The 16008-nt window shown below is 60.7% G+C and carries 12 protein-coding genes; 4 read left to right on the top strand and 8 right to left on the bottom strand.

Annotation, left to right across the window (positions count from 1 at the left end; translation table 11 throughout):
- Window positions 1–15 precede the first annotated feature (15 nt).
- Both ACW9HX_RS16160 and ACW9HX_RS16155 read right to left on the bottom strand, forming a co-directional pair.
- The gene (locus ACW9HX_RS16160; RefSeq protein ID WP_457381367.1) at window positions 16–1431 is read right to left on the bottom strand and encodes a cytochrome ubiquinol oxidase subunit I; all 1416 of its coding nucleotides are present in this window, start codon (window positions 1429–1431) and stop codon (window positions 16–18) included.
- A 109-nt stretch (window positions 1432–1540) separates the two neighbouring features.
- The gene (locus tag ACW9HX_RS16155; RefSeq protein WP_096820196.1) at window positions 1541–3865 is read right to left on the bottom strand and encodes an FdhF/YdeP family oxidoreductase; all 2325 of its coding nucleotides are present in this window, start codon (window positions 3863–3865) and stop codon (window positions 1541–1543) included.
- 357 nt (window positions 3866–4222) lie between these two features.
- On the opposite strand from ACW9HX_RS16155, the gene moaA reads away from it, so the two are divergent.
- Both moaA and ACW9HX_RS16145 read left to right on the top strand, forming a co-directional pair.
- Window positions 4223–5221: a GTP 3',8-cyclase MoaA gene (gene moaA / locus ACW9HX_RS16150; RefSeq protein WP_457381366.1), complete on the top strand. Its 999-nt coding sequence runs from the start codon at window positions 4223–4225 to the stop codon at window positions 5219–5221.
- A 27-nt stretch (window positions 5222–5248) separates the two neighbouring features.
- The gene (locus ACW9HX_RS16145) at window positions 5249–6148 is read left to right on the top strand and encodes a bestrophin family protein (protein ID WP_457381365.1); all 900 of its coding nucleotides are present in this window, start codon (window positions 5249–5251) and stop codon (window positions 6146–6148) included.
- Window positions 6149–6182: 34 nt separating this feature from the next.
- Here the strand turns inward: ACW9HX_RS16145 and ACW9HX_RS16140 are convergent, their stop codons facing one another.
- The 3 genes from ACW9HX_RS16140 to miaE form a co-directional block, all read right to left on the bottom strand.
- Window positions 6183–7469, bottom strand: a complete 1287-nt coding sequence (locus tag ACW9HX_RS16140) for an ATP-binding protein (RefSeq protein ID WP_457381364.1) — start codon at window positions 7467–7469, stop codon at window positions 6183–6185.
- Window positions 7470–8177 (bottom strand): winged helix-turn-helix domain-containing protein, encoded by a 708-nt coding sequence (locus ACW9HX_RS16135; RefSeq protein WP_457381363.1) that lies wholly within the window; start codon window positions 8175–8177, stop codon window positions 7470–7472. It abuts the gene before it with no gap.
- Between the two features lie 139 nt (window positions 8178–8316).
- Window positions 8317–8925 (bottom strand): tRNA isopentenyl-2-thiomethyl-A-37 hydroxylase MiaE, encoded by a 609-nt coding sequence (gene miaE, locus ACW9HX_RS16130; protein WP_457381362.1) that lies wholly within the window; start codon window positions 8923–8925, stop codon window positions 8317–8319.
- Window positions 8926–9084: 159 nt separating this feature from the next.
- Here miaE and ACW9HX_RS16125 point away from each other — a divergent pair, with 159 nt between their 5' ends.
- Window positions 9085–9948: a universal stress protein gene (locus tag ACW9HX_RS16125; RefSeq protein WP_457381361.1), complete on the top strand. Its 864-nt coding sequence runs from the start codon at window positions 9085–9087 to the stop codon at window positions 9946–9948.
- Between the two features lie 124 nt (window positions 9949–10072).
- Here ACW9HX_RS16125 and ACW9HX_RS16120 read toward each other — a convergent pair whose 3' ends face one another.
- Window positions 10073–10543 carry a DUF1289 domain-containing protein gene (locus ACW9HX_RS16120; protein WP_457381360.1) on the bottom strand — a complete coding sequence of 157 codons (471 nt, stop codon included), beginning with the start codon at window positions 10541–10543 and terminating at the stop codon, window positions 10073–10075.
- 467 nt (window positions 10544–11010) lie between these two features.
- On the opposite strand from ACW9HX_RS16120, the gene acnB reads away from it, so the two are divergent.
- Window positions 11011–13620, top strand: coding sequence for a bifunctional aconitate hydratase 2/2-methylisocitrate dehydratase (gene acnB / locus ACW9HX_RS16115; RefSeq protein WP_457381386.1), 2610 nt, complete (start codon window positions 11011–11013; stop codon window positions 13618–13620).
- A 67-nt stretch (window positions 13621–13687) separates the two neighbouring features.
- Here acnB and ACW9HX_RS16110 read toward each other — a convergent pair whose 3' ends face one another.
- Complete coding sequence (locus ACW9HX_RS16110; RefSeq protein WP_457381359.1) at window positions 13688–15346, bottom strand: SulP family inorganic anion transporter; 1659 nt, start codon at window positions 15344–15346, stop codon at window positions 13688–13690.
- Entirely contained in the window at window positions 15336–15953 is a 618-nt protein-coding gene (locus ACW9HX_RS16105) for a ParB-like protein (protein WP_457381358.1), read from the bottom strand. Before ACW9HX_RS16105 ends, ACW9HX_RS16110 begins: the two co-directional genes overlap by 11 nt.
- Between the last annotated feature and the right edge of the window lie 55 nt (window positions 15954–16008).

Below are 16008 nucleotides of genomic sequence, written 5' to 3'. Positions count from 1 at the left end.
CTCAACGCTCCTTTTTCAGTGGATCCGGGTCGCGGATTCGAGGTTGTCGGTTGCCGCCGAGAGTGGCCGGCGCGGGGCCTGCGTGTGGTCGCCCGCAGGTGGATGTTCGTGGTGCGGCTGCGGGCCCTTGCTCACCAGTTTCATCATGTAGCCGATGCCCACGGTGAATACCGAGCAGTAAATCACCACGAACAGCGCCAGCGAGGTGCTCATCTGCGCCACCGAGTGATGGGACGCGGCGTCATGGGTACGCATTAGGCCATACACCACCCACGGCTGACGCCCGACTTCGGTGGTGATCCAGCCCGCCAGCAGCGCGATCAGACCGCTCGGCCCCATCAGCAGCACCAGACGCTGGAAGCCACGATGACGGTAGACCTTGCCATTGCGCCGCAATGCCAGGCCCAGCACACCGACCAGAATCATCAACATGCCCAGCCCGGCCATCACGCGGAAGCTCCAGAAAATCACGGTCGAATTCGGCCGGTCTTCTTTCGGGAAGCTCTTGAGCGCCGGAATCTGTTTGTCGAGGCTGTGCGTGAGGATCAGGCTGCCGAGGTAGGGAATCTCGATGGCGTATTTGGTCTTCTCCGCCTGCATGTCCGGGATGCCGAACAGCACCAGCGGGGTCGGCCCGTTGTCGGCGTTTTCCCAGTGGCCTTCGATGGCGGCGATTTTTGCCGGTTGATGTTCCAGGGTGTTCAAGCCATGGGCGTCACCGACCACCGCTTGAATCGGCGCCACGATCAGCGCCATCCACAGCGCCATGGAAAACATCTTGCGCACTGGCTTGGTGTCGTTGCCACGCAGCAAATGCCAGGCCGCCGAAGCGCCAACGAAGAACGCCGTGGCAACGAACGCGGCGATCGCCATGTGCGCCAAGCGGAAGGGGAACGACGGGTTGAACACGATCGCCAGCCAGTCGACCGGCATCACCCGACCGTCGACGATTTCGAAACCCTGCGGGGTCTGCATCCAGCTGTTGGAGGCGAGAATCCAGAAGGTCGAGATCAGCGTGCCGATGGCGACCATCACCGTGGCAAAGAAGTGCAAGCCACGGCCGACGCGGTTCCAGCCGAACAGCATTACCCCGAGGAAACCGGCCTCGAGGAAGAACGCGGTCAGCACCTCATAGGTCAGCAGCGGCCCGGTGACACTGCCCGCGAAGTCGGAAAACCCGCTCCAGTTGGTGCCGAACTGGTACGCCATGACCAGACCCGACACCACGCCCATGCCGAAGTTGACGGCGAAGATCTTCGACCAGAAATGGTAGAGATCGCGGTAAGTGTCGTTGTGGGTTTTCAGCCACAGGCCTTCGAGCACCGCCAGGAAACTCGCAAGACCAATGGTGATCGCCGGAAAAATGATGTGGAACGAAACCGTGAACGCGAATTGAATTCGCGCCAGGTCCAGTGCCTCCAGGTTGAACATGATGATGTCCTCATCAAGGCTGAAAAGCGGCAGCACACGGCCGGGCCACCGCCAGGCGCGAACGCCTGCAGCCAGTCAAATTGCAAAAGGGTTGGATCGCGTGGGTCGGTCAGGCCACCGACGACGGGATCAGGTTGCTCGCCTCGGCCGCTTCGAGGCGGATCGCCACGAACTTGGAGGTAGGCGTGTAAGTGCGATCACCGTAGCTTTCCAGCGGCACCAGTGGATTGGTCTCCGGGTAGTAAGCGGCGGCTTGCCCCGCTGGTATGTCGTAGGCGATCAGGGTGAAACCGCTAACCCGACGCTCACGCTCGTCACCCCACAGCGCCACCAGATCGACCTTCTGCCCCGGTTCGAAACCGAGCCGGCGGATGTCCTGCTCGTTGGCGAACACCACGTCACGCATGCCGTAAACCCCGCGATAACGGTCGTCGAGGCCGTACAACGTGGTGTTGTACTGATCGTGTGAGCGCATGGTTTGCAGGATCAGATGCGGTTTGACCGGCAAGTTGCGCACGCCTTCGCTGATCAGATGTTCCGGCAGCACACACGGAGTGAACTGGGCCTTACCGGACTCGGTGTTCCAGACACGGTCGGAGGCGTCGTTGCCGAGGTGGAAGCCACCGGGGATCAACAGCTTCTCGTTGAAATTCTCGAAGCCCGGAATCACGTCGGCGATCAGGTTGCGGATGCGCCCGTAGTCGCCCACCGCCCATTCCCAGTCGATCGGGTGCTTGCCCAACGTGGCAGCGGCGATGCCGGCGATGATGGCTGGCTCGGACTTCAGGTGAGCCGACTTCGGTTTCAACTGACCGAACGACAAATGCACCATGCTGAAGGTGTCTTCCACGGTCACGCCTTGCGGACCTTCGGCCTGCACGTCAATGTCGGTACGGCCCAGGCACGGCAGGATCAATGCGTCACGCCCGGTCACCAGATGGCTGCGGTTGAGCTTGGTCGAAATGTGCACGGTCAGGTCGAGTTTGCGCATCGCCTCGTGGGTGCGCGGGGTATCCGGCGTGGCTTGGGCGAAGTTGCCACCCAGACCGATGAACACCTTGGCTTCGCCACGCTCCATGGCACCAATCGCCATGACCGTGTTGTGGCCGTGCATGCGCGGCACCTTGAAGTTGAAGCGCTTTTCCAGGGCGTCCATCAGCTCTTTCGGCGCCAGTTCGTTGATGCCCATCGTGCGGTCGCCCTGCACGTTGCTGTGGCCACGCACCGGTGACAGCCCGGCACCCGGACGGCCAACGTTACCGCGCAGCAGTTGCAGGTTGATGACTTCCTGCAGGGTCGGCACCGAGTGCACGTGCTGGGTCAGGCCCATGGCCCAGCACATGATCACGCTCTTGGCGCGGGCATACATCCGCGCTGCCAGTTCGATGTCATGCAGCGGCACGCCGGACTGTTCGACGATGTGCTCCCAGCTCGTGGCATCGACTTCGGCCAGATAGCTGTCCAAGCCCGACGTGTGCTCGGCAATGAACGCGTGATCGAACACCGGTTCGCCGCCCGTGGCCTGGGCCTCACGCTCCCATTGCAGCAGGAACTTGACCATGCCGCGGATCATCGCCATGTCGCCACCCAAGGCTGGACGGAAGTACGCGGTGTTGGTCGCTTCCCAGCCGTTGCTGAGCATCTCGATCGGGTTTTGCGGGTTCTGGAAACGCTCCAGCCCACGCTCCTTGAGCGGGTTGATGCACACCACCTGCGCGCCACGCTTCACCGCTTCACGCAACGGTTCGAGCATGCGCGGGTGGTTGGTGCCGGGGTTCTGGCCGATCACGAAAATCGCGTCGGCGTGGTGCAGGTCTTCATAGACCACGGTGCCTTTGCCGACGCCCAGGGTCTCGCCCATGCTCACCGCACTGGCTTCGTGGCACATGTTCGAGCAGTCCGGGAAGTTGTTGGTGCCGTAGGCGCGGACGAACAACTGATAGAGAAACGCCGCTTCGTTGCTGGCGCGACCCGAGGTGTAGAACTCGGCCTCGTGAGGCGATTTCAGGCCTTTGAGGTGCTTGGCGATCAGTGCGAACGCCTCGTCCCAGGTGGTTTCCACATAGCGATCAACCCGTGCGTCGTAGCGCATCGGATGGGTGATCCGGCCCTGGTATTCGAGCCAGTAATCGCTTTGCTCGGCCAGCGTCGACACCGTGTACTTGTTGAAGAACGCCGGATCGACCAGGCGGCCGGTGGCTTCCCAGTTCACCGCTTTGGCGCCGTTCTCGCAGAACTTCAGCATGCTCGCGCCGGGTGCTTCACCCCAGGCACAACCGGGGCAGTCGAAGCCGCCGTTCTGGTTGGTCTTGAGCATGGCGCGGATGTTTTTCAGGGCGTTTTCACTGCCCAGCCAGTTCTTGGTGAGGCTGATCACAGCGCCCCAACCCGCAGCGGCGCCCTTGTAGGGTTTGTAACGGTCGACTTGTGACATGGGACTTCTCCATGACGATGCACACAGGCAAAAAACCTGATCGGATTTAAACAGCGACGACTGACTTTCAAGTTCAAAAGCGGTCATTTCGTTTGACGGGGCCAAGGATATGAACCGCTGCAAAAACTTGTCTAATCGCTATTAATGACTGTGTTATCGAAAGCATCTATCACGGACTAAACCCCTTTAAATCCGGGCACTTGCAAAACTAAGAATAGAAAATCAGCGAATAATTATTTCATCATCGACAGCATCAATCGGCCGGTCATTAATAGTGATTGGACGCTGTTCGAAGTTGCTCATAACCTGCGCCGACCCAATCCCTTCAATAGCGGATTTCACCCAAGCGAGGCTGTCATGTCAGAGCGCGTCTTGATCGATGGTTACAACCGCCGCGTCGACTACCTGCGCATGTCGGTCACCGACCGCTGCGACTTTCGCTGCGTGTATTGCATGGCTGAAGACATGCAGTTCCTGCCGCGCCAGCGGGTGCTGACGCTGGAGGAGATCTATCAACTGGCGCAGAGCTTCGTTGCGCTGGGCACCCGCAAGATTCGCCTGACCGGCGGTGAGCCGCTGATTCGTCCCGGCGTCGTCGGGTTGTGCAAGCAGATCGCCGCCCTGCCCGGCCTGCGTGAACTGTGTCTGACCACCAACGGCTCGCAGCTCGGCAAACTCGCCAGCCCGCTGTTCGACGCCGGGGTCAAGCGCCTCAACGTCAGCCTCGATAGCCTTGACCCTGTGCTTTTCAAACAAATGACCCGCACCGGCGACCTGGCACAAGTGATCGACGGCATCGACGCCGCGCGCGCCGCCGGATTTACCCGCACTAAACTCAATTGCGTGGTGATGCAGGGCCGCAACGATCACGAGATCAACGATCTGGTGCAGTTCGCCATCGAACGGGATCTGGATATTTCCTTCATCGAGGAAATGCCGCTGGGCATCATCAGCGAACACAGCCGCGCCGAGTCGTTCTTTTCCAGCACGCAGGTGCGCGAAAAGATCGCCGAACGCCACACCCTGATCGATTCCGCCGAGTCGACCCAGGGCCCGTCGCGCTACTGGCGGCTGGCAGAAGCGCCGCATATTCGGCTGGGGTTCATTTCGCCCCACAGCCACAACTTCTGCGGCACCTGCAACCGGGTGCGGCTGACGGTCGAGGGGCGTTTGCTACTGTGTCTGGGGAACGAGCATTCGGTGGATTTGAAAGCCGTGCTGCGTGCTCATCCGGGTCAACCGGAACGGCTGGAGAAGGCGATCATCGACGCGATGAAACTCAAGCCTTACCGGCACAACTTTGAAGTGAACGACGACGTGCAAGTGGTGCGTTTCATGAACATGACCGGCGGCTGAGCCGCCACGTTTTCAAGGCAAAAAAGCATGATCATCCGGCCCAAGATCAATCAGTTCGCCGTTCTGTTTACCCTCAAGGGGTCGATTGCCAAGCGCATCGCCCTGCGCACGCTGATGGTCACGCTGCTGGCGTCGGCGATCGTGCTGGTGGAAATGCTCCACCCGAGCAACTTCACCAAGGTCAACGCCACGCCGTTCACCCTGCTCGGCCTGTCGCTGTCGATCTTCATGAACTTTCGCAACAACGCCTGCTACGACCGCTGGTACGAAGCGCGCAAGGCCTGGGGCGAGGTGATCGTGCATGTGCGCTCGGTGATCCGTGAAACCCATGTCATCCGCGAATCCGCGCAGCGCCGCCTGTTGCTGCTCAACCTCGCTGGTTTCGCCCACGCGCTGAATGCGCGACTGCGCCGGGAAGACGAAGCCGCCGCCAGCGCCGAGTGGATCACCCCGCAACACGATCCACAGGTGCCGGACTACAGCGGGCGGATCCTGCAGACCGTCGGCCAGCAATGTTCCGATTTGCATGAGGCCGGCGATCTCAGCGAATGGCGCTACATGCTGCTGGCCAATCACTTGACCAGCCTGACCCAGGCGCAAGCGGTGTGCGAGCGGATCAAGAACACACCGCTGCCCTTCCCTTACACCCTGTTGCTGCACCGCACGATTTACCTGTTCTGCATCCTGCTGCCGTTCGCCATGGCCGAACCGCTGGGCTGGCTGACGCCGCTGTTCACGGCGATTGTCAGCTACACGTTCTTTGGTCTGGATGCGATTGCCGATGAGCTGGAGGACCCGTTCGGTCGGGATGAAAATGACCTGCCGACCGATGCGCTGGTGCGCAGCATCGAGCGGGACATTCTGTCGGAGCTGGGCACCGAGCCTTTGCCGCCGGCGCTGAAACCGGTGGACTACGTGCTGAGTTGATCCGACGCCTTCCCCTTCGGGGGAGGAAATTCAATCAATCCAGATGCGCCCAGGTCATGCGAAACGACGCCCCGCCCCACGGTGAATCGCCAACCTCGACCTGGCCACCATGGGATTGCGACACTCGCCGCACCAATGCCAGCCCCAGGCCGAAGCCCCCCGTGCGGCGGTCGCGGCTGGCGTCCAGGCGCGAGAACGGTTCGAAGATTTTCTCCCGACCTGCCAGCGGCACACCCGGCCCGTCGTCATTGACCTGCACTTCGTATTGATCGCCGATGCGCACCAGCGACACCTCGACCCGCTGCTCGGCATAACGAATGGCATTGCGCAGCAGATTGATCACTGCCCGCGCCATGAAACGCGGCTCGATCCGTACCTCGTCGACCCGGCATTCGCCGATCAGCAATTGCACCCCGGCGGCCTCGGCTTCCAGGGCCACGCTGCCCACCACGCTGTCGAGCCAGTTGGCGGCCTGAATATTCTCGCGGCTGATCACGGTCGCGCCGCGTTCGAGGCTGGCGTAAGTCAGCAATTCAGAGACCATTTCTTCCAGCTCGCCAAGGTCGGCGTACATGTCAGCGATCAGTTCGCGGTTCTGGCTGGCGTCCGGCTGCTGCTTGAGCTGGTCGAGTTCGAACGACAGACGGGCAATCGGCGTGCGCAGTTCATGGGACACGGCATTGGTCAGTTCGCGCTGATTGGCGATCAGGCCTTCGATGCGCGCCGCCATCAGGTTGAAGTGTTCGGCCAGATCGCGAATGTTCGAGCGCTTGGAAAGCTGGATTCGCGCCGAAAGGTCGTTGTCGCCGAAACGCTCGGCGGCCAGTCGCAGCTTTTCCAGATCGCGCCAATGCGGACGGACCCAGAAGTACAGGACGATACCCAGCAGCACCGCCAGCATCAGATAGGCCGCTGCGATGTAGAACGGCATGAGGCTCGGCTCGGGCGGCAGCTTGATGCTGAGCAACTGCGAGCCGCCATCGATGTTGCTGATGAACTGGGTGTAATCGTGTCGGATGACCAGCAGGTTCTGCGCCAGCTCGGCTTTTTCCCGTTCATTCAGGTCCAGCTGATCGGCCTCGACCAGGCTCAATGTCAACCCGTAGTGCGGGCGCAACGCCTCCAGCTGCGCCTCGCGCGCCGCACCTTGCTGGTCACGCATGTGCTCGATCAGCGACCAGGCCTGGCCCCGCACCGCCTCGCGGTTGTAGGCCTGCATCTGGTTGTCGAGCAGCGCGTTGAAGGTGTGTTCGACGGTTTGCAGCGCCGCCACCAGCCCGACTGTCATCACCAGAAACAGCCCGAGAAATAACCGCAGCATCTACAGCTCCCACGCGAACGGATTGAACAGATAGCCCTTGCCCCACACGGTCTTGATGCACACCGGTTCGCGGGGATTGTCCTTGAGTTTGTTGCGCAACTTGCTGATGTACACGTCGACGCTGCGGTTGAGGCCATCGAAAGCGATGCCGCGCATGCGGTTGAGGATGTCATCGCGCGACAGGATATTGCCGGCGGCACTGGCCAGCAGCCACAGCAGTTCGAATTCCATGGTGGTCAGCTCGATCAACTCGCCCGCCAGACGCACCTCGCGACAACTGCGATCGATTAACAGGTTGCCGAACTCCAGCGAACTGACCACGCCGCTGTCCGGCACCTGCCGGCGCTGCAGCGCCCGCAGACGCGCCAGCAATACCGGTGGTTTTATGGGTTTGATCACGTAGTCGTCGGCCCCGGACTCCAGACCCAGAATGTGGTCGAGGTCGTCTTCCTTGGCGGTCAGGATGACAATCGGCGTGTCCGATACGCTGCGGATTTCCCGGCACACGTGCAGGCCGCTCTGCCCCGGCAACATCAGGTCGAGCACCACGACTTTGGGCTTGAATTCAAGAAACGCGGCCACGGCCAGATCGCCGCGATGCACCGTGCGCACATCAAAGCCATGTTGTTCGAGAAAGTGCGCGATCAACGCGGCCAGGCGCTCATCGTCTTCCACCAGCAGGACTCTGCCAAAACCCAGGTTATCCATAACAACCGTCGCCAACCCTCAGTGAAGTGGGCGACATTATGGCGGCATTCGCAGGCAAGACGATTATCGCGGGCAGCAAAAACCGGCCACTTGGGCCGGTTTTCGTTGATGTTTCATGCTCTTAAGAGTTTTTAACAATTCATGCCGCGACGGGCACGCCGCTGTGGAAACGGAATTCCTCGTCCGGCGATTCGATCAGGTCCTGCTCGGCGGCGCGGACTTTCTCGATCACCAGGGCAATGTCCTTGGCGTCGCCGTACTGGTAGGCCAGTTTCAGGTAACCCTGAAAATGCCGGGCTTCGCTTTTCAGCAGGCCGAAGTAGAACTTGCCGAGTTCTTCGTCCAGATGCGGCACCAGCGCTTCGAACCGCTCGCAACTGCGCGCTTCGATGAAGGCGCCAACCACCAGGGTGTCGACCAGTTTCACCGGTTCGTGGCTGCGCACCACTTTGCGCAGGCTCGAGGCATAACGGCCGGCGTGGAGCTGGCGCAGTTCGATCTTGCGCCGTTTCATGATGCGCATGACCTGTTCGTGGTGCACCAGCTCTTCCCGGGCCAGACGCGACATCATGTTGATCAGATCGACGTGGGAATGGTACTTGGCGATCAGGCTCAACGCGGTGCTGGCGGCCTTGAACTCGCAGTTCTTGTGGTCGATCAGCAGGGTTTCCTGATCGGCCAGCGCGGCCTGGACCCAGGCGTCTGGCGTGCGGCAGCCAAGGAATTCGTGGATTTCGGGAAGGATCATGGGGCTCACGGTCAAAAGGTGTTCGAGCGAAGGGCGCCGATTATACCGGCCTGTCGGCAGACCACCAGCCGCCCGCGTTGATATGCATCAAGTCGCGGACGGATGAGCAGCAACTATAGTTGTGCAACGCCGTGCCTTTTCATTGCTGGAGACTCACTCATGCAAGCCATTCGCAGCATTCTGGTGGTCATTGAACCCGAACACGCGGAAAGCCTGGCGCTCAAGCGCGCCAAGCTGATCGCCGGGGTGACCCAGGCCCATCTGCACCTGTTGGTCTGCGACAAGAAGCACGATCACGCCGGCATGCTCAGCGTGCTCAAGGCCGCACTGTTGGCGGACGGCTACAGCGTCACGACCGAGCAGGCGTGGAACGAGAGCCTGCACGAAACCATCATCGACGTGCAGCAGGCCGAAGGTTGCGGGCTGGTGATCAAGCAGCATTTCCCCGACAGTTCGCTGAAAAAGGCCCTGCTGACCCCGGCGGACTGGAAACTGCTGCGCCACTGCCCTACCCCGGTGCTGCTGGTGAAAACTTCCGCGTCCTGGAAGGACAAGGTGATTCTGGCGGCAGTCGATGTGGGCAACGCCGATGGCGAACACCGCCACCTGCACACCACCATCATCGACCACGGCTATGACATCGCGAGCCTGGCCAAGGGGCATCTGCACGTGATTACCGCTCATCCGTCGCCGATGCTTTCAGCGGCGGACCCGACCTTCCAGCTCAAGGAAACCATCGAGGCACGCTATCGCGAGCAGTGCCGGGCGTTCCAGGCTGAGTTCGATGTCGACGACGAGCATCTGCATGTCGAGGAAGGCCCGGCGGATGTGCTGATTCCCTTCATGGCGCACAAGCTGCAGGCCGCCGTGACGGTGATTGGCACCGTGGCGCGCACCGGATTGTCAGGGGCGTTGATCGGCAATACCGCCGAAGTGGTGCTGGATGCGCTGGAGAGCGATGTGCTGGTGCTCAAGCCGCAGGAGGTTGAAGACCATTTGGTCGAGTTGGCGGTGAAGCATTAAGTAATGTGGCGCCTGTAAGGCCGTCATCGCTGGCAAGCCAGCTCCCACAGGGACTTAGGTGTGTCCAACATCGAGAGCATTACACCATTACTGTGGGAGCTGGCTTGCCAGCGATAGCAATAGATCAATCGCCGAGGGCATCCTTCAGGAAACCGGGTGCGATGTAGCGCTGATAGTGCGCTTCCGACAGCAGGAAGAATTCCCGATCAATGGCATCGCGCAGTTCCGGCAGGTTCCAGTCGCGAAACTCCGGCAGCAGCACCATCCCATAGGCTTCCAGATTAATGATCACCCGCGCACCCCGGGCGATCAGCTGATAAGCCCAGCAATATTCCGATTGATGCGGCACGAAGCGGATCTTGCGCTGCTCCAGTTGCTGGCGCAGGCGCGCAGAGTCGAAGACCTCGACCTTGCTGGTCATCACTTGTGACAGCAATTGCTCAAGACGCAGCCACACCGCACGCTTTTCTTCCTCGTTGTAACCGTTCCAGTGGATCACTTCGTGGTGGAAACGCTTGCAGCCACGGCACACCAGATCACCGTAAACGGTGGAGCAAAGGCCGACGCAGGGAGTCTTGATGGTCTGATTGGGCATAGGATGGGCAAAACACTTGAAACGCGGAACAGGTCGGCATGTTAGCCCTTTGTCCGGCATTCATCACCCCTCAAACGTCAGGGACAAGCGCTGGATCAGGGTTTGCCCCGCCGCTCACAACGCCACCAAAGTCCAATAGAGCGCGACTTACCTTTAAATTTTTTTTGCCGTAGAATCAGCCAGCCTTTTAGGCGCCAATGTCCGTTAGAAGCTGTTTTCAAAGCGTCACGAGCACAGTCGTTCCTTCAGAGCGGTGTTGGCGAAAGGTTTTTCCAGCGGGGAAAAACCCAACGCCAACCCTCATCAGCTCCCCGTTCTGCAGGCGTAAAACTTTGAAAGCAGCTTCTGTAAGGAATGTTCGGTAATTCTGGCTAAGCGGCCCACAACGCCGTGCAGCGCATGAGTACGAGCATTTCGCGACGAGCGTCCCGGACAGCCATTTGGGACCACTGATGAGGGTAATAACTGTGCTTGAAGCCTACCGCAAACATATCGAAGAGCGCGCAGCACTGGGTATCGTTCCCCAGCCGCTTAACGCCGAACAAACTGCAGGCCTGGTCGAGCTGCTGAAGAATCCTCCGGCTGGCGAAGAAGCTTTCCTCGTTGACCTGATCACCAATCGCGTTCCACCAGGAGTGGACGAAGCCGCCTACGTCAAGGCTGGTTTCCTCTCCGCACTGGCCAAGGGCGAAGTTTCCTCCCCTCTGCTGGACAAGAAGCGCGCTGTAGAACTGCTCGGCACCATGCAGGGCGGCTACAACATCGTGACCCTGGTAGATCTGCTGGACAACGCCGAGCTGGCGCCAGTGGCTGCCGAAGAACTCAAGCACACCCTGCTGATGTTCGATGCCTTCCACGACGTGGCTGAAAAAGCCAAGAACGGCAACGTTCACGCCAAGGCCGTGCTGCAATCCTGGGCTGACGGCGAGTGGTTCAAGAAGCGCCCTGTGCTGGCCGACAAGATCAGCCTGCGCGTTTTCAAGGTGACCGGCGAAACCAACACCGACGACCTGTCCCCTGCTCCAGACGCCTGGTCGCGTCCAGACATCCCGCTGCACGCTCTGGCCATGCTGAAAATGGCCCGTGACGGCATCGTTCCGGACGAGCAAGGCAAGACCGGCCCGATGAAGCAGATCGAAGAAATGCGCGGCCAGGGCTTCCCTATCGCCTACGTCGGCGACGTGGTCGGTACCGGTTCCTCGCGTAAATCCGCGACCAACTCGGTTCTGTGGTTCTTCGGCGACGACATCCCTTACGTGCCGAACAAGCGCGCTGGCGGTTTCTGCTTCGGCAGCAAAATCGCTCCGATCTTCTACAACACCATGGAAGATGCCGGCGCACTGCCAATCGAGTTCGACGTATCGAACATGAACATGGGCGACGTGATCGACCTGTACCCGCACGCTGGCAAAGTCTGCAAGCACGGTACCGACGAAGTCATCACCACCTTCGAAATGAAGACCCCTGTGCTGCTGGACGAAGTCCGTGCCGGTGGTCGTATTCCGCTGATCATTGGCCGTGGCCTGACCGAGAAGGCTCGCGCCGAACTGGGTCTGCCAGCATTCGATCTGTTCAAGAAGCCTGAAGCTCCGGCTGAAAGCACCAAGGGTTTCACCCTGGCGCAGAAAATGGTCGGCAAGGCCTGCGGTCTGGCAGAAGGCAAAGGCGTTCGTCCTGGCACCTACTGCGAACCGAAGATGACCACCGTCGGTTCTCAGGACACCACCGGTCCAATGACCCGTGACGAACTGAAAGACCTGGCGTGCCTGGGCTTCTCCGCTGATCTGGTGATGCAGTCCTTCTGCCACACCGCGGCTTATCCAAAGCCGATCGACGTGACCACCCACCACACCCTGCCTGACTTCATCATGACCCGCGGCGGTGTTTCCCTGCGTCCGGGCGACGGCATCATCCACTCGTGGCTGAACCGCATGCTGCTGCCGGACACCGTGGGTACCGGTGGTGACTCGCACACCCGTTTCCCGATGGGCATCTCGTTCCCGGCCGGTTCCGGTCTGGTCGCGTTCGCCGCAGCCACCGGCGTCATGCCGCTGGACATGCCGGAATCGATCCTGGTGCGCTTCAAAGGCAAAATGAAACCTGGCATCACCCTGCGTGACCTGGTTCATGCCATTCCTTACTTCGCCATCCAGAACGGTCTGCTGACCGTCGAGAAGAAAGGCAAGAAAAACGCCTTCTCCGGCCGCATCCTGGAAATCGAAGGCCTGGAAGGTCTGACCCTGGAACAGGCGTTCGAACTGTCCGACGCCTCGGCCGAACGTTCGGCTGCCGGTTGCACCATCAAGCTGTCGAAAGAGTCGATCACCGAGTACCTGCAGTCCAACATCACCCTGCTGCGCTGGATGATCGGCGAAGGCTACGGCGATGCGCGCACCCTGGAACGTCGTGCCCAAGCGATGGAAGCCTGGATCGCCAACCCGCAACTGATGGAAGCCGATGCCGACGCCGAATACGCCGAAGTCATCGAAATCGATCTGGCTGACATCAGCGAGCCTGTACTGTGCGCGCCGAACGACCCGGACGACGCCCGTCTGCTGTCCAGCGTTGCTGGCGAGAAGATCGACGAGGTGTTCATCGGTTCGTGCATGACCAACATCGGTCACTTCCGCGCTGCCGGTAAACTGCTGGATCAGGTCAAGGGTCAGCTGCCAACCCGTCTGTGGCTGTCGCCACCGACCAAAATGGACGCTCACCAACTGACCGAAGAAGGCTACTACGGCATCTACGGCAAGGCCGGCGCCCGCATGGAAATGCCAGGCTGCTCGCTGTGCATGGGTAACCAGGCACGCGTTGAGCCGAACAGCACCGTAGTTTCGACGTCGACCCGTAACTTCCCGAACCGTCTGGGCGACGGCGCGAACGTCTACCTGGCTTCGGCTGAGCTGGCGTCCGTTGCCTCGATCCTGGGTCGCCTGCCGACCGTCGAGGAGTACATGGAATACGCTGGCAAGATCGACAGCATGGCGGCCGACGTTTACCGCTATCTGTCCTTCGACCAGATTGCCGAGTTCCGTGAAGCTGCTGCGAACGCCAAGATTCCGGTCGTTCAAGCCTAACGCTGCAACGCAATGAAAAACGCCGCCCATCGCGAGATGAGCGGCGTTTTTTTATGCCTCCGGAAACTCAAGCATTGAGCTTCAGTGCCTGCTGCACCGCCTCATCCACACTCAAACCACTCAACAGCACCTGCTCGCGTTCCAGCTCCGGCAATTGTGCCAGCACGGTCTGCGCCTCATGCTTGAGGCGCGCCAGAATCAACAGTTTGTCCTCGGCCCGCACCTGCAGGAAGAAAGCCTCCAGCGCCTCGATGCTGGTGCCGTCCAGATCCGGCGACTCTTCCAGACTCAGGATGATCGTGTGCACCGTCGCCGGCGCATGGCGGGCCAGCCGAAGCGCGCCGCCGAGTATCCGTTCCACATTGGCAAAGAACAGTGCCTCGCTCGGCCGCACGATCAGCACGCCGGGGATTTCCCGGGCATCCGGATGACGCTGCACATCAACATAATCATGACCGCCGCCCATTTGCCCCAGCACCTGGATATCCGCCGAGGACATCTGTTTCAGCATCAGCACCACGCTGATCGCCACCGCCAGCAGCAAGCCGTCGAGCACCCCCAGCACCAGCACCGCCGCCACCGCGCAGATCACCAGCAAGCGGTCACGACGCCAGATGAAGTAGCGGCCCAGCGGTTGCAGACTCAATGCCCGCGCCAAGGCGTGAATCACGATCGCGGCCAGCACCGGCTCCGGGGTCATGGCGATGTACGGCAGCACCGTCAATACGATCAGCAGCACTACGGCCGCCGCGACGACACCCGCCAACCGTGATGTAGCCCCCGCCGCTTCGTTGGCCGAAGTTGCCGAGTACCCTGCCCCGGCCGGCATGCCATGGAACAGGCCCGACAACAGATTCGACGCACCGAGGGCCAGCAGATCGCGGTTCGACGACACCCGGTCGCCGTGCTTCAAGGCAAACGAGCTGATCGAGCCATAGGACTCGGCATACAGAATCATCACCATGGCAAACGCCAGCTCGCCGAGGCGCAGCCAGTCGGCAAACGGCATGTTCGGCAGGCGTGGCATCTCCAGCGCCAGATCGATGACTCCGATCAGCTTCACCCCGTGGGCCGGCAGGTTCAGCCACTGACTGGCGGCAATGCCCAGCGCTACGACGATCAGTCCGCCCGGCATCCGGCGATACCGCGCGCAGAGCATCAGCAAAAGCAACGCCACCACCGCGACCCCGGCGCCCGCCAGGTTCCATTGCGGCCACTGCTCCAGCAACTGCGGCAGAAAGCGAATCAGGTTGCTGTCCGTCAGGTGCACATCGACGACGCTCGCCACCTGTTTGAGGATGATCGTCACTGCCAGCCCCAGGGCAAATCCGCGCAACACCGGTTTGGCAATAAATGAAGTGACACTGCCGAGCTTGAACAGCCCCGCCAGCAGAAACAGCACGCCAGTCATCAACACCAGACCGACCGCGAGGCTCAGGCGTAATGCCGGATCGCCACCGGCCAACGAGGCAGTTGCCGCCGCCAGCACCGCTGCCGAGGATGAAGTAGCCGAAACCACGGCGAACCGGCTGGTGCCCATCAGCGCGTAACACAACAGCCCGGCAAACAACGCGATCACCCCGGCCTGGGGCGGCAACGCAGCGATACTGGAATACGCCACCGCCTCGGGCAGCAACAGGCCGGCAATCGACAGCCCGGCCAGCAAGTCCTGACTGCGACTTTGTACTTCGGGTCGGGAAGCAGCGCTTAGGGGTTCAGTTGACAATCGGACCCACCCACCCCGGCAGATACCGAGCTTCCTGGCTGCGCGCCAGGTTCATGGCTTTGGTCTGTAATTTGGGAGTCAGATCGTTGATCTGGTCGCTGGCGATACGGCTGCGGAAGAAGTCTGCCCAGAGGAATTCGCTGTAGGGCGTGGCGTCCTTGGCGTAGCCACCCGCCCGGCGCAAGCGTCCGGCAAGGCTGCGATAAGGGTCGTCCTGCAGATCGACGATGGATTTTGGAATGGCTTCGAAGGTGCGCCGCGCACCGCGCCCATCATAGGGATGCGCCCACTGGTTGAAGTTCATCACACTCCAGAACGTTACCGGATCGACAAATGACAGGTCCTTGAGCACCAGCAAAGACGCCTTCTTGACCTCTTCCTGAATCAGCGCAAGACCGAAGTGGTGGTGATCGACAATGTAATAGACGCCTTCAGGCCCGAGCACACTGGGGAACCAGTGGTTATCCAGCGCCGCCGCCCGCTCCTTGCGTTTGAGTTTCTTCCATTCCTGACGCTTGTCAGCGACTTCGGCGAGGCCGACCGTGAGCTGGGTAGGATGAAGTTTTTCCAGTTTGGCGCTGATCAGTTGCGGTCGGGCACGGGGCATGAGGCATCTCCGGGAAAAGTGCCTTTCAAGCGTAGCCGTTTATGCCTTGGGATGT

The sequence above is a fragment of the Pseudomonas sp. SDO52101_S400 genome, from assembly GCF_054071635.1.
The sequence above is the reverse complement of the archived record's forward strand: the minus strand, read 5'-3'. Positions and strand labels throughout refer to the sequence as shown.